Genomic DNA, 16831 nt, shown 5'->3' with positions numbered 1-16831 from the left:
GTGTGGGAGTTGGTGTGGGAGTTGGTGTGGGAGTTGGTGTGGGAGTTGGTGTGGGTGTCGGCTCGAGTGTCGGCGAAAAATTGATGATTGGTGCAGGTGTCGGCCCTGGTGTCGGCCCTGGTGTCGGCCCTGGTGTCGGCGTCGAAACGATAATTGTCGGCGAAAAGTTGATGATTGGTGCAGGTGTCGGCGCAGGTGTCGGCGTTGAAACGATAATTGTCGGCGAAAAGTTGATGACAGGTGCAGGTGTCGGTGTCGGCGTCGGGGCGATGTCGTTGTCGGCGATGGTGACGGTGACGGGGGCGATCGCAACTGGCAAGTATTCGCCAGCGCTACCGTTAGCGACGCTGGAAAAAATCAACCCGGTGTGGGTTCCTTCCACAACAGTGTCGTCGGTAGCTTTGACGGTGACAGTTTGCGCTGCATTCCAGTTAGCCGGAGTGAAAGTAATGGGTGCGATCGCATCTATTTGACTGCCCGCAGCGAAGTTGACCGTAACTTTAGCCGTCGGCGCTTTGGTGAGGACAACGCTGTAGCTGCCATTGGCACCGCCTTCTGCGGCATTGGTACTCGTGGGTGTAACGGCGATCCCGGGACTGTCGTTGTCGAGAATTAAGACATCGACTTTGGGGATGCCGATATTGTTGTAAGCGAGATCGGTACTGCTAGCCGTCGATACGATCGTACTCAGGTGCGTTCCTTCCACAACCGAGTCGTCCACTGCTTTGACAGTGGCGGTTTGCGGCAGGTTCCAGTTAGAAACAGTGAACGTGAAGGAGGCGATCGCTTCTATTTGACTGTCTGTGGCGAAGCTAACTTTAACATCATTTTTGGGCTGGCTGTTGAGGGCTACTTGATAGGTGTCGGTAGCACCGCCTTCAACGACAATCGTGTTGCCGCCGCTTTGGCTAACAGTCACGCCAGCAGCAGTAGTAGCTGTGTCGTTGTCGGTGATGGTGACGGTGACTGGCGCGATCGCCACTGGCAAGTATTCGGCCGCGCTGCCGGGGGCGACGCTGTGGTTAATCGTGCCGCTGTGGGTTACTTCCACAACAGTGTCGTCGGTGGCTGTCACCGTTACTGTTTGCGGCACATTCCAGTTAGCCGGAGTAAAAGTAATCGGGGCGATCGCATCTATTTGACTGCCCGTGGCAAAGTTGACCTTAACAGGCGCTGTCGGCGATTTGGTAAGGACAATAGTGTAGCTGCCAGTTGCACCACCTTCTGCTGCATTGGTGGTGTTAGGAGTGACCGCGATGCCGGGGGAGTCGTTGTCAATAATCAAGACATCGACTTTGGAAATGCCGATATTGTTGTAAGCGAGATCGGTGCTGCTAGCACTGGCAGTGATGATGCTAAGCTGCGTTCCTTCAACCACCGAGTCGTCTACTGCTTTGACAGTGGCAGTTTGAGGCACGTTCCAGTTAGCTGGAGTGAAGGTGAAGGGTGCGATCGCTTCTATTTCACTGTCAACCGCGAAGCTAACTTTAACGTCGCTTTTTGGCACAGAAGTTAATACCGCGGTGTAACTGCCATTGGCACCGCCTTCTGCTGCTGAAGTATTTGTGGGAGAGATTTTTACCGCTGCGGTCGAGGTAACTGTGTCGTTGTCGGTGATGCTGACGGTGACTGGTGCGATCGCCACTGGCAAATATTCGGCTGCGCTGCCTGCTGCGATGCTGTGATTGATCGTGCCTGTGTGGGTTCCTTCCACAATCGTGTCATCGGTTGCTGTCACCGTTACTGTTTGTGGCACATTCCAGTTAACCGGAGTGAACAGGATCGGTGCGATCGCATTTATTTGACTGCCCGCAGTAAAGTTGACTGTGACGTTAGCAGTCGGTTTCGTGTTGAGGGAGACTTTGTAACTACCTGTGGCACCGCCTTCGGTTGCTGTCGCGTTCGCAGGTGCGATCGCCACGCTGGGCGTACTGGCATTAGCGACATCGTTATCGGTGATGATGGCTGTGACTGGCGCGATCGCGACCGATTTATATTCCGCAGCGCTGCCAACGGCAATGCTGTGGTTGATCGTGCCTGTGTGCAGCCCTTCGACAACAGTGTCGTCGGTGGCTTTCACCGTGACTGTTTGCGGTACGTCCCAATTGGCCGAGGTGAAAGTAAATGTGGAAATTGAGTCGATTTGAATCCCGGTATTGAAGTTGATCTTAACTGGCGCAGTGGGTTTGCTATTGAGGGCTACTTTGTAACTGCCTGTGGCGCCGCCTTCAGTAGCAGTGGTTTCAGGAGGAGTAATTGTGACTCCGGCGGTATCGTTGTCGGTAATTTGGGCCGTGACCGAGGGAGTAGCAATCAGGTTGTATTTCGCGTCTGTACTGGCGACTTTGTGGGCGATCGTACTAGAGTGCGTGCCTTGAGCTACAACATCGTCCACGGCTTGCACAGTGATTACTTGAGGCACGTTCCAGTTAGCCGGAGTAAATTTCAGAGCGATCGGGTTTCCGCCTCCAGCCCCTACGTCGCTTTGGGTGTCTGGGGAGGCGGTGACAGTAACATCGGCCGCAGGCTGGCTGCTTAGCACCGCTGTATAGGTATCCGTCCCCCCGTCTTCGCTGATTTTGCTGACGCCACCAGTCTGGGTAATTTTTACCTGTGGTGTATCGTTGTCGGTAATTGGCAAAGTCAGACTGGCAACAGCAGCGCCGTCGAGGGTCACTGGTACAGCGCCGTCGTAGTTCGCGTCGGCACTGTTGACCGTGCCACTAATAGTGCTGGTGTGAGGGCCTTGAGCTATGTTATCGTCTACTGCCTTCACCGTGAGAGTTTGAAGGACGTTCCAGTTGCTGGGAGTGAAGTAGAAGCTGACGGAGTTGCTAGCACCTGCTCCCAAGTCTGTCTGTTCGTCTGGGTTAAGAGTAAAGATTACCAGTTCGGTGGGTCGGCTTCTGAGGGCTACTTTGTAAGTTTTGGGGCTGCCGCCTTCTGCTAGAGGAGTATTGGGGGGGACTGAGGTGACAACAATGCCTCTGCTATCATTGTCGGCGATCGTCAGCACAGCCCTGTCGGGGGAACCGAGGAAGTAGCCAGTACCAGGGTTGAGGGTGAGTTGGACGGTTTCATTTGGGTCAAATACGTTGTCATCGACGGGAGTTACGCTCACATCGACGCTTGGAACGTTAGCGGGTATCGTAACTATGCCGGTACTTGCCGTGAAGGAGTTAGCGCCTGTCACACTATAGTCGGTGCTGAAGGTAGCAGACCCCGCTACATTCAAATTGACGACGACATCTCCGGTGGTGTTATTGGTGCGGGTGATTCTAAAAGTGCCGGGAACTGAACCTGCTTCGGCGGGATTCCCCTGTGAGGTGATGCTGAGGATGGGGAGATTGATTAGATTGGGAGCTAGCGTCCCAAAGATGGTAGTGGTTGCGTAGTTGGTAGACTGACCTGGCGCAAGAGAAAATGTATTTCGCAGACCCAAGGTCACGTCGTAGGCTCCTCCTGCGTCTATGAATTGATCGGCATCCGCACCATCGCCGTTGATTATGTCACCTAATGTATTTCCCGATACAATCCTGTTGCCCAATCCGGGGATGCTGTTAAATGGGCCGTATCTGTTAATTTCATAGCGGCCCGGCGACGCAGTGCTTCCCCCTATAGCCGTAATGCCCACAAAGGTTGTTGGGTTTGCAGGATTGTCGCCACTGTCAGTCTCGAAGAGAATTTCTTGTGCCCCTCCTCCTGAAACAATACGGCCGCCAGTGTCTTGAATAGCGCCATCAAATTGCAAGTCGCCGTCCACGTAACGGATTAACTCAAAGCCAGTGGTTGCAGGGCCGGGGTTCGTAATTCTATAAGCTTGAGTTAAAAGGCTACCTTTCCTTCCCCCATCAACGATCAGGTCTGTGACGCTCTGAATCAGTTCAAAGTCAAGACCGTTGAAAGTGAATTTGCTTTGAACGCTGGTTGGGCTTAAACTCGTAAAACCTGGATTGGGCTGTGAGCTGGAACTAGCTATGGAGCCAGTAGTCAAAAAAGTCCGCGTCGTACCGCCAAATCGGATTGCCACTCCAGACTGAAAGGTGGTTTTAGACGGCTGGACAGTACCGATGGGGTCATAAAACGCATCAGTGGTTCCGCTGCCGTTAACAGCAGACCCGAAAGACCCATAACCATCTACCCCGATGACTACGCCTCCATCTCCAAATGATGTATTCAGGTTGACTAAGGTAAAGGCATAATTTTTCAGGGTTTCAGGTTGAATTGCCGCATCTATTTCTATTTCGCCTGTGGTTGCCTGAAGCTGCCAATCTCCTCCTAAATCTGCACTCCCTGTCAGGGTTGTAGAAGCTGCGATTTTTGCTCCTGTAAGGCTGCTGATTTGCTGAATGAATGCTTGACCGCGGCCTGCTGCTACGCTGCAACCGTAAAGCAAAATCTCTGATGCGGCCCTCAGCGATGCCGCCCATTCTTGTAGTTGGTTGGCGTAGGATTTGAGTGTATCTAAACTTAATTGAGCTGTGCCTAATTGCAAGCTGCCGGGACTGCCGTGGCTGATGATGTGCAGTGCAGATACCTGCTGACAATTGGCTAGATATTCGCTAATCTGCGCAATACCGTCTTGGTTCGAGTCGAGGATAACTGTTGCGATTCCGGGTTTGACTCCGGCAACTAAGCTTTGGTAATCTGCAACGGCTGTGTCAATAAACACAATCTCTGAAATTTCTGTGTCCCATGTGCCCGCAGCCTGCTGAGCATCCGCAGGTCTTGCACTATTTGCTGCGACAGTTGCTGTGTGTTCAATCGTAAGTTCGATCGCCCGATCGCTAATTAAACAATCTTGATAGATTTCCCTGGTTAGCTGAGTCATCATATACCTCTTGCAAAAATTGGTAGGTTTTTATCTGTAGCTGCAATACCTGATATGTAGTCTGCTCTGAGTTATGCACTTACTCAAAATCACCTAGGAGTAATGGCAATAACTGATGTTTGCCCTGTGGTTGCTTAAATGATTTCTTGATAGTTGCTCAAACTAATTGCTATAATTGAATTCGGGTTTATGCCACTTATTTGCAAAATTTGAGCATGAAAAATAGACCCCCATAATGACGGTTGATAAATTATCTCAGAGTCCTAAAAGCCTAAAATTAGGACTTAGATTAAATCCCTGCTATCGCCAGATTAGGAAAAATTACTTGCTGAAGACAGGTTTAATAATTTAAGCGGTTTTCTGAGAAATTAACTAATTTTTCTTTTGCTATTATCCTAAAATGCCTCAGTGATATTACTGACAATGTTTACAAATATTAATACCTAGATAAAGTTAGGATCTTGGTGGAAATGTGTCTTACCTCAACTCCCACACCAATTTCCTAGTATTGGAGCGTTGGAGGATTCAATATTAAAGAATTAGGAATGACCGGAGAACTACTAGGGTTGGAATATTGGTTTCTGTTGCACGATTTTTAATAAAAGCTTTCAGTGCCGGGATTTGATGTTTGTTGCGCAACAAATACAGCAGTTTTCAATTGCCTAAAATACAGGTAGGGACTCAAGCAAAGCCTGAGTCCCTACGGGAAATCTGTATCGCAATCAACGGTAAACTGCTGTAGATTTGCTGGAGAAGCGAGGATCAGCGATCGCGCCCAAAGCAATGGAGAATCGTCCCAGAATTTAGTTAGTGTTTGGACTGAAAAAATAGGACAGGCGCACGATCGTGTAATCTAGCCGTTGGTAGCGACCGCAGACAGTTAGTGCGCCGCAAATCGTACCCACAATCTGGCGGTCGAATTTCCCAAGGGCGGGTACAGCAAAAGTTACTCATCTACGCGCATCAGCTTGCGGTAAAACGTCTTAGAAAAATCGACGGTACGAGTGCGCTGAAAAGTCAAAAGTACCTCAATTAAGCAAGTCACAAAATCAGAGCTTTGCATCGTTACTTCATAGCTGAGTTCCGCATTGCCGTCAAACAACACTAGACAGCGGGTTAGGTCGATCGGCAGCGACGAGATATTCCAACTAGCGACAAAGGGCACATCTTCGCCACCGTCAATTTTTCTTGCCCCCTCCAAGCTTTTGAGCTTGTAGAGACCGATAGCGTGCGGCAAGAACTTGCGCCGGGGCTCCTGACAGAAAGGTGCGTAGACTTTCACTTCTTTGTCTTCGGCTGGCTTCAGTTGAGGAAGAGACATATTTCCACATCCTGACAATTACTACTAGCAGTTTAGTTGAGCTGCTGTGCAAAAATTAGCAGATATTCCAGGGCAAGCGCAAGCACTCACTCGTGGTTTCGAGTCCGCGAGTCCGCGCCAGTTTACCGGAAAAAATTGCTTGAAAGCCCTCGCGCCCGATCGGGATCAATTAAAATCTGACTATTGATTGCTCGAATCCTCGGACTTAAGGGTAGAGGTAGCCTTCAACTGTCAACCATTCGACTATGCTTGCGGTAAGCTGTCAAGTGCTTTCGGAGTCAACACGCTAGGGTATGCTTTCGATAAAAGCTCAGAAACTGATACAGTAAATACTTATATCTAAAATCAAAAACTATTGGTGGTTGAATCAAGTAACCTATGCAGGAGAGTTCTTGGCCAGAAAACGACGCTCGCACAGAGCTTAATTTGGACATCCCTGATTTGGCTCAAGAAGAGCTCAAGAGTTTGACCTCGAACTCCAAGGTCGCCAAAGTATTTGCTGTACCAGACACGGGCGACAAGGTGTTTGATGCGGAAACAACAACAGAACGAACGGTGGCGGTGTCTGTGCCTGCTTCTGGCTCTTTTCCTCACAATCTGTACCGGGGACGGCGGGGAAAAGCCGCTGCGGTGCTGGCGGCAATTTGGACTTTAACGATCGCCCTGCACTTGATTTCTTGGGGTGCGTGGGTGGTCTGGGGGCTGACGGGGTTGCTGTGGATGCAAGCCCTGCGAGTTTTGTTTGCCAAACCCAAACCGGTACTGCCGCCTCTGGCTGATGAAAGTCGAGAAGATTGGCCCTACGTGTCGCTGTTGGTGGCGGCGAAAAATGAGGAAGCGGTGATTGCTCGATTGGTAGAATCAATCTGCAATTTAGATTATCCGATCGACCGTTACGAACTTTGGGCGATCGACGATCGCAGCAGCGACGGTACGCCGATGGTATTGGAACAGCTAACCAAACAGTACCCGCAGCTTAAAGTATTTCGCACAGATGCAAATGCCAGCGGCGGCAAGTCCGGAGCTCTGAATCAAGTTTTGCCGCTGACTCGCGGGGAATTTGTCGGAATATTTGACGCGGACGCCACGGTAACGCCGGATTTGCTGCGCCACGTGCTGCCGGTGTTCGATCGAGAACAGGTAGGGGCTGTGCAAGTCAGAAAAGCCATCGCCAATGCTGCGGTAAATGTTTGGACTCGCGGCCAAGAAGCAGAAATGGCCCTCGACAGTTTTTTCCAGCAGCAGCGGACTGCAATCGGCGGCATTGGAGAATTGCGCGGTAACGGTCAATTCATGCGCCGCACTGCTTTGGAACGCTGCGGCGGCTGGAACGAGGAAACAATTACCGATGACCTTGATTTGACGGTGAGGCTGCACCTAGACCGCTGGGATATTGAGTTTCTGGCTTTCCCAGCCGTATCTGAAGAAGGTGTCACTAACGCTGGCGCCCTGTGGCATCAACGCAATCGCTGGGCAGAAGGTGGCTATCAGCGCTATCTTGACTACTGGCGGCTAATTTTGCGCAACCGCATGGGAACTGGGAAAACTTGGGATTTATTTGGATTTTGGGTATCTCAATATCTCTTGCCTACAGTAGCGCTCCCTGACTGTTTGATGTCTGTGGCGCTGCGCCGGATGCCGATCGCCAGTCCCTTAACTTTCATGACTCTTACCTTGTCAGTGGTGGGAATGTTTGTCGGTCTGCGCCGCACTCGCCAAGAGACCAAATTTGAGGTCAAAAGAGTTTTTGTCACCTTCCTGCAAACCCTGCGCGGTACTGTGTATATGTTGCACTGGCTGCTGGTTGGGACTGTGACGGCTCGGATTGCGGTGCGGCCCAAGCGGCTTAAATGGGTCAAAACCGTTCATCAAGGCGCTGCTAAGTAGACAGTTGACAGTTGACACTTGACACTTGAGCGAAGGAAGAAGTCATTAGCGATCGGGACAAAGGGATAAAATACACATTAAAAGCTTGAAAACGAGTCGTATTTGAGGCTTAATTAGATTAATTTACTGGGAATTAATTGATGATTAGCTCCCAGAAATATCTGTAAACAGTATTGCCAAAACTCCGAAGATAAAACAACTACTAACCATCTCCCTACTCTGTCGAGCCCCAGCCACGAGTCAAATCTTGCCATTGTCGAAGGCAAAACAATAAAGTACAAAATAGCTTAGGTGATAGGTGATAAGCCAGCAATACTGAATAAGCGATCGGCCAGACAAAAGTCTAAAATTAAAAGATAAAAGCCATATTTTTTAAATTTTAACTTGACAAAAAGCCAATTAGTATCTATTAATTATGAATTGCCAGTTACGACGAATTCCTTGTTGCCAACTACCCGTCACCCGTTATTAATAATGGATTTGTTAGAGTACCAAGCCAAATCTTTATTTCGCGAGATGGCAATTCCGATTTTGCCGTCCCAGCGAATTGACAATCCTGCCGACCTCAAAAAACTGAAAATTCCCTACCCAGTTGTACTTAAGTCGCAAGTACGGGCGGGGGGACGGGGCCGAGCTGGCGGCGTTAAGTTTGTGGAAAATACGATCGATGCTGTAGCCGCAGCTCAAACAATTTTTAATTTGCCGATCGAAAACGAATATCCCCAAGTTTTGCTGGCAGAAGCAAAGTACAACGCCGATCGAGAATTATACTTGGCGGTACTCCTAGACCCCGTAGCTCGACGCCCGGTACTTCTAGGTTCCAGAGAAGGAGGTATGGATGTCGAAGGGTCGATCGACCAAATGCAGCAAGTTGCCGTAGACCAAGAATTTTCGCCTTTCTACGCGCGGCGCCTGATGCTGAAAATGGGATTGCAGGGAGATTTGATTCAATCGGTGAGCTCGATTGTCGAGAAAATGTATCGGCTGTTTGTTCAAAAAGATTTAGATTTAGTAGAAATCAATCCTCTGGGCATCAGTCCGACGGGAGAGGTCATGGCTTTAGACGGTAAAGTCACCGCTAACGACGATGCGTTAGGGCGGCATCCCGATTTGGCGTCACTCTCGGGTAAGACTCCCAGCAGCGGACTCGTAGGGGAGAGGAGAAATCTCTATACTGCCGATCGACCGAATTCTAACTCGAAGCTGCTACACTCGCCGCGGCAGTTTGACCCCAAGCCTGAATCCTCAATCTCCAATGGAGAATCCCTAGAATTAGTCGAACTCGATGGGAATATCGGGATTTTGTGCAACGGAGTCGGCCTGACAATGGCAACTCTGGATGCTGTAGCCCACCAAGGAGGAAAACCGGCTAATTTTGTGAATATCGGTTCCCTACACCGCTACGATGCAGTAAATGCTCTGCGCGATCGCGCGGATGCAGGTCTGGAGTTGGTCGGTCAGGACAAAAGCGTTAAGGTAATACTGGTTAATATTTTGGCCGCCTCCAAGACCGAGGAAATCACCGCTGCGGCCGTCGCCTATTTGGAACGGAAAGCTCGCGCCAACCGCCACATCCAAGTTGTGCTGCGCCTGATAGATAGCGATACTGATGCCCTTAAAAAGGGTTTGGGACAGTTGCCGGTACAGCTAACTAGGACTTTGGATGAGGCGGCAAAAGCCTCTGTATCCTCCGCTAAGTAGTAGCAGCAGTCGATCGGCCGCTTCGAGTTTTATGCACGCGCCGAGAGCTTCTGCTTTTTAAAGATCGAGTGTCAAGTGGGAAAAAATGAATTTAACTCCAGAAAGCAAAGTCCTCGTACAGGGCATTATAGAATCTCCCGCGTCAGCCCGTGTCGCCCTGATGATGAAAGCATACGGCACGAATGTAGTCGCTGGAGTCAGTCCCGGTAAAGGCGGGCAGGAGTTGGAGGGAATTGAGATTTTTGATTTGGTAGAACAAGCCGTGGCGGCAGTGGGTCATGTTGACACTGCGGTAATTTTGGTAGATGCTTACTCGGTGCTGGATGCGGCTCAAGAAGCGATCGCGGCAGGAATTCGGCAAATCGCGATCGTCACTGAGGGAGTGCCTCCTCTGGATATGGTGCGCTTAGTCAGAAAAGCAGAAGCTACCGAAACATTGGTAATCGGGCCCAACAGTCCGGGGATTATTGTCCCTGACAAACTGCTGTTGGGAACTCACCCCAAGGAATTTTATACCCCAGGTTCGATCGGCGTAATCAGCCGCAGCAGCACTTTGACTTATGAAGTTGCTCTCGAACTCACTGAGGCGGGTTTGGGACAGTCGATGGCGGTTTGTATTGGCTGCGATGCGATTGTGGGTTCTTCTTTTATGCAGTGGCTGCAAATTTTGGATGAAGATGACAGTACCGAGGCGATTGTTTTGGTGGGGGAAGTTGGCGGCTGGAGCGAACAAGCTGCTGCTTCTTACATCGCTTCGGCGATCGACAAACCCGTGGTTGCTTATCTAGCCGGCCGCTACGCTCCCAAGGGCCCGTCTTTGGGTCACGCCGGCATCTTGATTAGTTCTCGGGCTGCCGCCCAGAAAGCCTTTGGACTTAAGACAGAAAACAAAATGGCTGCCTTTGAAGAGGCGGACATACCTGTGGCTGCTCGCCCTTCGGAGGTGCCAAAGTTGCTCAAAAAACTGCTGAAGCAAAATTGATTGCTTCAGAGTTTGTCGTGCCCAATGATTTTTTTTACCAAAGTCCCCTGATCGGCCTCACGGGCTGCGGTGGCTGTGCCGGTAAGGGTACGGGGCGGCGCACGGTTGGGGGAGTTGTTGGCCGGGCTTGATTGCTCTGAGGTGCGATCGTGCTTTCGGTACGATTTGTTTCAGTTGTCTTGGTTGTCTCGCGCCCAGAATCTTGAAGCAAGCTGCTGAGATTTCCCGCCAAGCCCTGAATCTTGCCAACAGTCCCAGCAATGCTGGCCACATCTACGTACACCTCAGGTAGAGGATACTTTTGCAACATTTCCAGCAGCGACACCTTACCGTCGTCGCCCGATGCCAGAATCACCGCCGCCCTCAGAGCTTTGCCACTTTCTGTGCGCCGCTGAGTCCGAATTGCTTGAGCAATTTCGTCAGTAATTTTTTCTCCCGGGGTGCTGTAAATAACCCGGGCGAGATTAGCCGGCTTTAAACCAATTTGTAAACCGATCAACCCCTGTAGTATTTTTGGGTCAATTTTGGAGAACCCGATAATTTGTTTGAGGGTTGGCGTCGTCGTCCCGTCTTTAGCAAAGTCTTCTAAGTCGCTGATATTGATAGTTTGGCGGATCGGGCCAAATGTCAGGACAATTTTTTCGGCACCTAAGGCTCTACTGCTGCTAGATAATAAGCTCCCGCTTGCTCCTAAAAACAGGGCAATGCCGAGCGATACAAATTTTGTTAATTTCATATTCAGTTTGAGCGATCGATTAATTTTTTTTTTCCTCGGTGTGTACATTATAGATGCAGCAGTTATATTCTACAAGGTCACGAGTGTAAGTTGCGCCCGCATCACACCCACAATCTCGATCGACATTGGCGATCGCTCTCGACTTCCTGAATAATTAACGGCAGCTACCAAAATAGTTTTTATTGGATTCATTCTGCCTTCTACTTTCTACATCAGATCGACTTCATCCCCCTACATAAGTTCCTTTTAGAAGTTATGTTTAAAACCAAGCGCAAATCGAAAAAAAACAAACAGAAGCACAGCGAAAAAACAACAGAACTCAGCAAAAAAGAAGTCGCTGCCCAAAAACGCAAAACTTCACAAAAGCGCAATGAATTAGTGCAGGCGATCGTCATTTGCTGCTTGGTCAGCATGGCTGTCACTATCCCTCTGTTGTTCGTAGCCCGCCCTAAAATTGCGATCGCAGGAGGTGCAGCCCTAGCCATTATACTGCTTTCCTATAAATACCCCCGTCAAGCTTTGTGGGCTTTTTTAATTTACCTGCCTTTGAGCGGTACAGTTACTTACGCAATTGGCGGCGGTAACGCAGCATTTCAAGTAGCCAAAGATGCTTTTTACATACCAGCTCTAGTCGCTTTAGTTCAATGCTGCAAAAATAAACAATTGCCTGTGTTCATTCCCAAACAAATGCTTTCAACATTCAGCATTCTGTTGATGATGGCAATGCTGACTTTAATTTTTGTCAACGGAGAGATGCAGCTCCACCCTATTAAAGGCGACAAACCAATTCTGCAAGGAATTCTCGGCTTAAAAGTATTGATAGGTTACATACCGCTGATTGCTTGTACTTACTATCTGCTCCGCACTAAGAAGGATTTGGTGTTTTTTGGTCGAATGCACGTCGTTTTGGCGATCGTTTGCTGCGTTCTCGGTTTGATTCAGTACCTGTTGCTGCAAAGTGGAAAGTGCGCCGGCACCCGAGGTATGACCGGAGAAGAATTATATAAAGCAACTCTGCAAGCTAGATGTTTTGTTGGCGGTTCTCTGGTATTCAGTCCCGAAGTCAAGTTTATCCGCTTACCGGGAACTTTTGTAGCGCCTTGGCAGTGGGCTTGGTTTTTAATTGCTAATGCTTTTTTAACCTTTGCCTCAGCTTTTTGTGACCCTTCCTTCTGGTGGAGAGTTATTGGTTTATTTGGCATGGCATTAGTATTTGCCAATGCCGTGATTTCCGGTCAAAGAGCTGCTTTAGTTATGGTTCCAGTTGCTACAGCCATCCTGCTAGTTCTCACAGGCCAATTAGTTAATTTTAAGAGATTTATTCCCATTGGTGCAGGGCTCGCAATTCTGCTGTTTATGGGTGCCGCAATTAACCCGGGAATTGTCGAGCAGCGGTGGGATAGTTTTGTTAACCGCTGGAATGCTGCACCTCCCCAGCAATTTCTTTCTAATCAGTTCGAGCAAAGTAACAATTTTATCATTGGCAAACCTCTGGGTAGAGGTGTGGGACGAGCTACTAATTCAACGCGGATATTCGGGACTACACAGCTCATTGAAACTTTCCATCCTAAGTTGATCTACGAACTAGGTTATCCGGGAATGATTGCTTTTCAAATCATGGTTTTACACTTGGCTTTTTTAACTTTTAGAGCCTACCGTTCTGTCAAAGATAAAAGTTTGCGGAGTTACGGAGCTAGTTTTTGGGTATTTGTGGGATTTATTACGATCAATCCTCAATACTATCCGCTGGATGTAGATCCAGTGTGCGTGTATTACTGGGTGTTGGCTGGAGCAATTTTAAAGTTGCCCAAAATTGACAAACAGGTGCAGGATGAGAAACACCAAGAACTTGAGGGACATGAATTGGAAGTTCACCAGCAATTAAAGGAAAAAAAGATTATTGCATCGGCTCCAATTTGACTTTCATAAAGACGGCGGTTGAAACGGCTTCTATACAAACGATGTCCGCCGGACGCCGACTGAATATCGGATGGCAGTTGAAATCAGCCGGTGTTCTTTAGTACGGTTGCCAAACAGGAGTCCCAGCATTTAAATCCTTGTCGCTGGTCAATTTATTTAATCCCGAACCGTCGCGATTAATTACATACAAATTGCTTTTGTCGCGTTTGATGTCATTAAATTTAAAAGCTATTTGCTGGCTGTCAAAAGACCAAGCTAATTCTGAAATTCCCGAGATTCCTAGGCGGGCAGCTAGTTGATTTATTTGGGAAGTTTCCGCATTGATTGTGTATAATTTTTGCTGGTTGAATTCTCCGGTGGCGAAGGCGATAAGTTTGCCGTCCGGCGACCAGGAAAGTGCATCGTAGTTTTGGGGTTTTTGGGTGAGATTTTTGGCGGTTCCGCTGTTAATGTCGATCGCCCAAATATCCTGCTTTTCCCCCATTAAATCGCCCGCTTTGCCGTGATAGTAAGCAATCCGGCTGCTGTCGGGGGACCAAAATAGCTTGACGTTGTAGACTTGATGTTGCGGGTTGTCAGTCAAATTTTTGAGGTTTGTGCCGTCGGCATTAATCGTGTAAACTTGCTGTTGGGGATAGGTACCAGATAAAAAAGCGATTTTTGTGCGATCGGGCGACCAAACAAGTTCGCTTCCGCCGGATGTATACTCGCCGGGACTTTTCGTTATTTGGGTCATTCCCGAACCATCGGTATTCATTTTGTAGATATTTTGATCCTTGACAAATGCTACCTGCTGGGCGTCTGGTGACAGATAAAATTCCGAGGAAATTTCCGTTTTAGCCGGATATCCTCCTACTTCCAAATTCCTAACTAATTTAGTTCCTTTTCTCCCCGCCGTATCGCTCAAAAAAAGAGATTGACTGCCGGGAGCGTCGGAGGTAAAACCGTCGCAGGAACGGGCAAAAACAAGTTTCTGGCTGTTAGAAAACCAAGCTATTTCAAAACTAGCTGCTTTGCAAGACTCGCCAGCAAACTGTTTAGTGAGCCCGGAACCGTCAGCGTTGACTGTATAGATATCAGTATCGCCGCTAACGAAAGCCAGTCGATCGCCCTTGGGCGACCAAGCTAAGGTATAGCTAACATCTATGTTTGGTGCAAGTTCGCGGCGCGCCAAACTGGTAGCGTTGACGGTAAATAAACTGTTTCTCACCTCGCTGCCGCGCTGTTGGAGAGCTGTAAACGCCAGTATGCTTGGTTTTTGGGCTGCGGTTGTCCCAAAGCCCTGAAGGCTGCAAAACATGGTGATTGCGAGTGTTAGGGCGGTAAGGGCGATCGACCGCAATAATGTATTAAAACGCATTTTGTTAGTTGATCCTCTTGACAATGGAAAGTGGAAAGCAAAAAAAACAGCTCGAATTTTCGCTATGAACTATTAACTGTCAACTGTCAACTGTCAACTGTCAACTGTTTAAAGTGTTTGGCGATCGATATGCCGCGACAGCATCAAACTCTGCTTAATTCTACCAATAATTAGCTCGAACATTTTTTTGCGGGACGGATTCTTGCTGCTGGGCGGCATCCCTAACTCGCAACACATCAAATTCAAATCAGTTGCACTCATTGCAGACAATTTTTGCCTCACCTCTAGTTCATGACCCTTCTTAGCTTGTAAGCGCAATTCTTCATAAACTTCGAGAACATTGTCAGTAGATAAATTAGCAGGTTTGTCAACATTAGCAACAGCAACAGCAGGCAATTCAGAAGTTTTAGAACCAGCAGAAAGCCCTCCCCGCTTGACTTGAGCCTCAATCCTGGTTAATTTTTTGGAAACCTCGCGCAAGATTTCCTTAAGTTCGCCAATTTCATCAAGTACCCCCCCGGTTTCTGAATTACCATCCGCCAAAATCTCTTTTTTAATCATTTGAGATACGCCTCACACTCGCGCCAAAGTTGCTCAAACTCTCTCACCAATTCTCGGGGCAATTCTCCCTCATTAATTGCTCGTTTTAGACCGACACTTTCGCGAATCGTCGATTCTAAAAATCTCACTTCTATGTTATTATCTTTTGAAATCTCAGCGCAAAGTCTCTTGACTTCTCTCATATAAAACTGAACTTCATTAGTCAGCAATCCTCCATAGATTTTAGCTTTATTCATAAACACTGCAATCTTGGGAAACGGGTAAGGCTCAATCCGTTTTTGGAGCGAGTTTAAAACTAAACTCAATCCCCGAGAACCAAAATAATCGGGATTGACGGGAATCAGTATTAAGTCGCAGCAAGAAAGTACGCTGTATGTGAGGAGACTGAAGGAAGGCGAACAGTCAAACAGCATCAAATCGTATTTGGGGAGATTAGGAGAATTAACGATTTTGCCGCTAAACTGGCGGATGAAGTCTTTAACATTTTTCCCCTCAAATCCATCGAGGTCTAACCAGTACAATTCTTCAACTGAAGGGATAAAATGCAACTGTTCGTCAATCTGATAAATGGTGTCGAAACCAACGGGAAATTTAAAGTTTTGTCCGGCTTTTTTAAAGACTTCGAGGGCGTCGTAAATTGTGAGTCTGTGTTTGAGAGATTTTTCGTACCACTTACCAAATTTATCATCTAAATGACCCGTATTTTCGTTAAGCCCGATCGCCTCTGTGAGGGACATTTGCGGGTCTAGATCTAACATCAAGACTTCTAAGTCGGTTCCTTGGGATATAATATTTCCCAGACTCCAGGTGACGGTGGTCTTTCCGACACCGCCTTTGAAGTTGATTACTGCTATGGATTTGGGACTCATGGCTGGGTTTGCTTAGGTTGGGCTCAATTTTTTATTAAAACATATTGTGGAGGTTAATTGAAAGAGCGATCGCATACCAGAGTCACGATGTGTCAACTGAGATCAGAAGGAAAGTGAGATCGAGAAAATTATCATAAAATAAACATGAACTGATGTCAAATTAACCTTTGTTCTTACCGTTAGATGCCTTGAAATCAAATACAATTTGTCTAGATATTTAATCAATTTTAAGTCATTTTAAACGGGTGCATATCACTTTTTAAGAGGGCGAAGCATGACCGCATATAAGTTATTAGTTATCATCTCATATTGAATGCGGTCATCCTTCGCCCCTACGGATATATTCGCCTTGCGCCAGATGCACCCTTTTAAGCCATGATAATTTTCCTGTTCATACATCATTAAATTCCTCTAATAATTCAGATTTCCAAGTCATTTTCCGGCATCGGGATTGTCCTCTTCATATACCATTAAATCCCCCGGCTGACAATTCAGAGCTTTGCACAAAGCGCTGAGAGTTGCTTCATCGATTCGGGTGAGTCGGCGACGGGTTTTGATTTTTGACACAGAAGTGGGGTGCATCCCAATTAAAGCAGCCAATTCTTTATTGCTGATATTGCGATCGGCCATCACAACTGCCAATTTCCAACGGATCACTGCTGA

General features: G+C 48.0%; 12 protein-coding genes. 4 read left to right on the top strand and 8 right to left on the bottom strand.

Features of this window, described 5'->3' with window-relative positions:
• Window positions 1-4834, bottom strand: a 4834-nt coding sequence (locus tag QT974_RS15425; RefSeq protein WP_333469341.1) for a DUF4347 domain-containing protein, incomplete at its 3' end; no start/stop codon positions are given.
• Window positions 4835-5777: 943 nt separating this feature from the next.
• Window positions 5778-6152: a type IV pilus biogenesis protein EbsA gene (gene ebsA, locus QT974_RS15420; protein ID WP_333469340.1), complete on the bottom strand. Its 375-nt coding sequence runs from the start codon at window positions 6150-6152 to the stop codon at window positions 5778-5780.
• A gap of 378 nt (window positions 6153-6530) precedes the next feature.
• On the opposite strand from ebsA, the gene QT974_RS15415 reads away from it, so the two are divergent.
• The 3 genes from QT974_RS15415 (at window position 6531) to QT974_RS15405 (ending at window position 10722) form a co-directional block, all read left to right on the top strand.
• Window positions 6531-8039 carry a glycosyltransferase gene (locus QT974_RS15415; RefSeq protein ID WP_333469339.1) on the top strand — a complete coding sequence of 503 codons (1509 nt, stop codon included), beginning with the start codon at window positions 6531-6533 and terminating at the stop codon, window positions 8037-8039.
• Window positions 8040-8513: 474 nt separating this feature from the next.
• The gene (locus QT974_RS15410) at window positions 8514-9740 is read left to right on the top strand and encodes a succinate--CoA ligase subunit beta (protein WP_333469342.1); all 1227 of its coding nucleotides are present in this window, start codon (window positions 8514-8516) and stop codon (window positions 9738-9740) included.
• An 85-nt stretch (window positions 9741-9825) separates the two neighbouring features.
• Window positions 9826-10722 carry a succinate--CoA ligase subunit alpha gene (locus tag QT974_RS15405; protein ID WP_333469338.1) on the top strand — a complete coding sequence of 299 codons (897 nt, stop codon included), beginning with the start codon at window positions 9826-9828 and terminating at the stop codon, window positions 10720-10722.
• 34 nt (window positions 10723-10756) lie between these two features.
• Here the strand turns inward: QT974_RS15405 and QT974_RS15400 are convergent, their stop codons facing one another.
• Together QT974_RS15400 and QT974_RS15395 are read right to left on the bottom strand one after the other, a co-directional pair.
• A complete protein-coding gene (locus tag QT974_RS15400) occupies window positions 10757-11458 on the bottom strand; it encodes an alpha/beta hydrolase (RefSeq protein ID WP_333469337.1) in 702 nt (233 codons plus the stop codon).
• 69 nt (window positions 11459-11527) lie between these two features.
• A complete protein-coding gene (locus QT974_RS15395; protein ID WP_333469336.1) occupies window positions 11528-11650 on the bottom strand; it encodes a hypothetical protein in 123 nt (40 codons plus the stop codon).
• Window positions 11651-11713: 63 nt separating this feature from the next.
• On the opposite strand from QT974_RS15395, the gene hpsL reads away from it, so the two are divergent.
• Window positions 11714-13378, top strand: coding sequence for a hormogonium polysaccharide biosynthesis protein HpsL (hpsL, locus tag QT974_RS15390; protein WP_333469335.1), 1665 nt, complete (start codon window positions 11714-11716; stop codon window positions 13376-13378).
• 97 nt (window positions 13379-13475) lie between these two features.
• Here hpsL and QT974_RS15385 read toward each other — a convergent pair whose 3' ends face one another.
• The 4 genes from QT974_RS15385 to QT974_RS15370 form a co-directional block, all read right to left on the bottom strand.
• Window positions 13476-14738 carry a DPP IV N-terminal domain-containing protein gene (locus tag QT974_RS15385; protein WP_333469334.1) on the bottom strand — a complete coding sequence of 421 codons (1263 nt, stop codon included), beginning with the start codon at window positions 14736-14738 and terminating at the stop codon, window positions 13476-13478.
• 108 nt (window positions 14739-14846) lie between these two features.
• The gene (locus QT974_RS15380; RefSeq protein WP_333469333.1) at window positions 14847-15299 is read right to left on the bottom strand and encodes a hypothetical protein; all 453 of its coding nucleotides are present in this window, start codon (window positions 15297-15299) and stop codon (window positions 14847-14849) included.
• The gene (locus QT974_RS15375; RefSeq protein ID WP_333469332.1) at window positions 15296-16168 is read right to left on the bottom strand and encodes a ParA family protein; all 873 of its coding nucleotides are present in this window, start codon (window positions 16166-16168) and stop codon (window positions 15296-15298) included. Before QT974_RS15375 ends, QT974_RS15380 begins: the two co-directional genes overlap by 4 nt.
• A gap of 432 nt (window positions 16169-16600) precedes the next feature.
• The coding region (locus tag QT974_RS15370) for a helix-turn-helix domain-containing protein (protein ID WP_333469331.1) at window positions 16601-16831 on the bottom strand (231 nt) is incomplete at its 5' end.

Origin of the sequence: Microcoleus sp. BM001215392, from assembly GCF_036700185.1 — a bacterium.
GTDB lineage: Bacteria > Cyanobacteriota > Cyanobacteriia > Cyanobacteriales > Microcoleaceae > Microcoleus.
Note: the sequence above shows the minus strand (reverse complement) of the source record. Positions and strands in the feature narration are given on the sequence as shown.

Excerpts from the sequence above, each read along its gene's own strand:
- QT974_RS15410 (WP_333469342.1), top strand. The coding sequence starts at position 8,514 with ATGGATTTGTTAGAGTACCAAGCCAAATCTTTATTTCGCGAGATGGCA.
- QT974_RS15405 (WP_333469338.1), top strand. The coding sequence starts at position 9,826 with ATGAATTTAACTCCAGAAAGCAAAGTCCTCGTACAGGGCATTATAGAA.
- QT974_RS15395 (WP_333469336.1), bottom strand. The coding sequence starts at position 11,650 with ATGAATCCAATAAAAACTATTTTGGTAGCTGCCGTTAATTATTCAGGA.
- QT974_RS15385 (WP_333469334.1), bottom strand. The coding sequence starts at position 14,738 with ATGCGTTTTAATACATTATTGCGGTCGATCGCCCTTACCGCCCTAACA.
- QT974_RS15415 (WP_333469339.1), top strand. The coding sequence starts at position 6,531 with ATGCAGGAGAGTTCTTGGCCAGAAAACGACGCTCGCACAGAGCTTAAT.
- QT974_RS15380 (WP_333469333.1), bottom strand. The coding sequence starts at position 15,299 with ATGATTAAAAAAGAGATTTTGGCGGATGGTAATTCAGAAACCGGGGGG.
- ebsA (WP_333469340.1), bottom strand. The coding sequence starts at position 6,152 with ATGTCTCTTCCTCAACTGAAGCCAGCCGAAGACAAAGAAGTGAAAGTC.
- QT974_RS15400 (WP_333469337.1), bottom strand. The coding sequence starts at position 11,458 with ATGAAATTAACAAAATTTGTATCGCTCGGCATTGCCCTGTTTTTAGGA.
- QT974_RS15375 (WP_333469332.1), bottom strand. The coding sequence starts at position 16,168 with ATGAGTCCCAAATCCATAGCAGTAATCAACTTCAAAGGCGGTGTCGGA.
- hpsL (WP_333469335.1), top strand. The coding sequence starts at position 11,714 with ATGTTTAAAACCAAGCGCAAATCGAAAAAAAACAAACAGAAGCACAGC.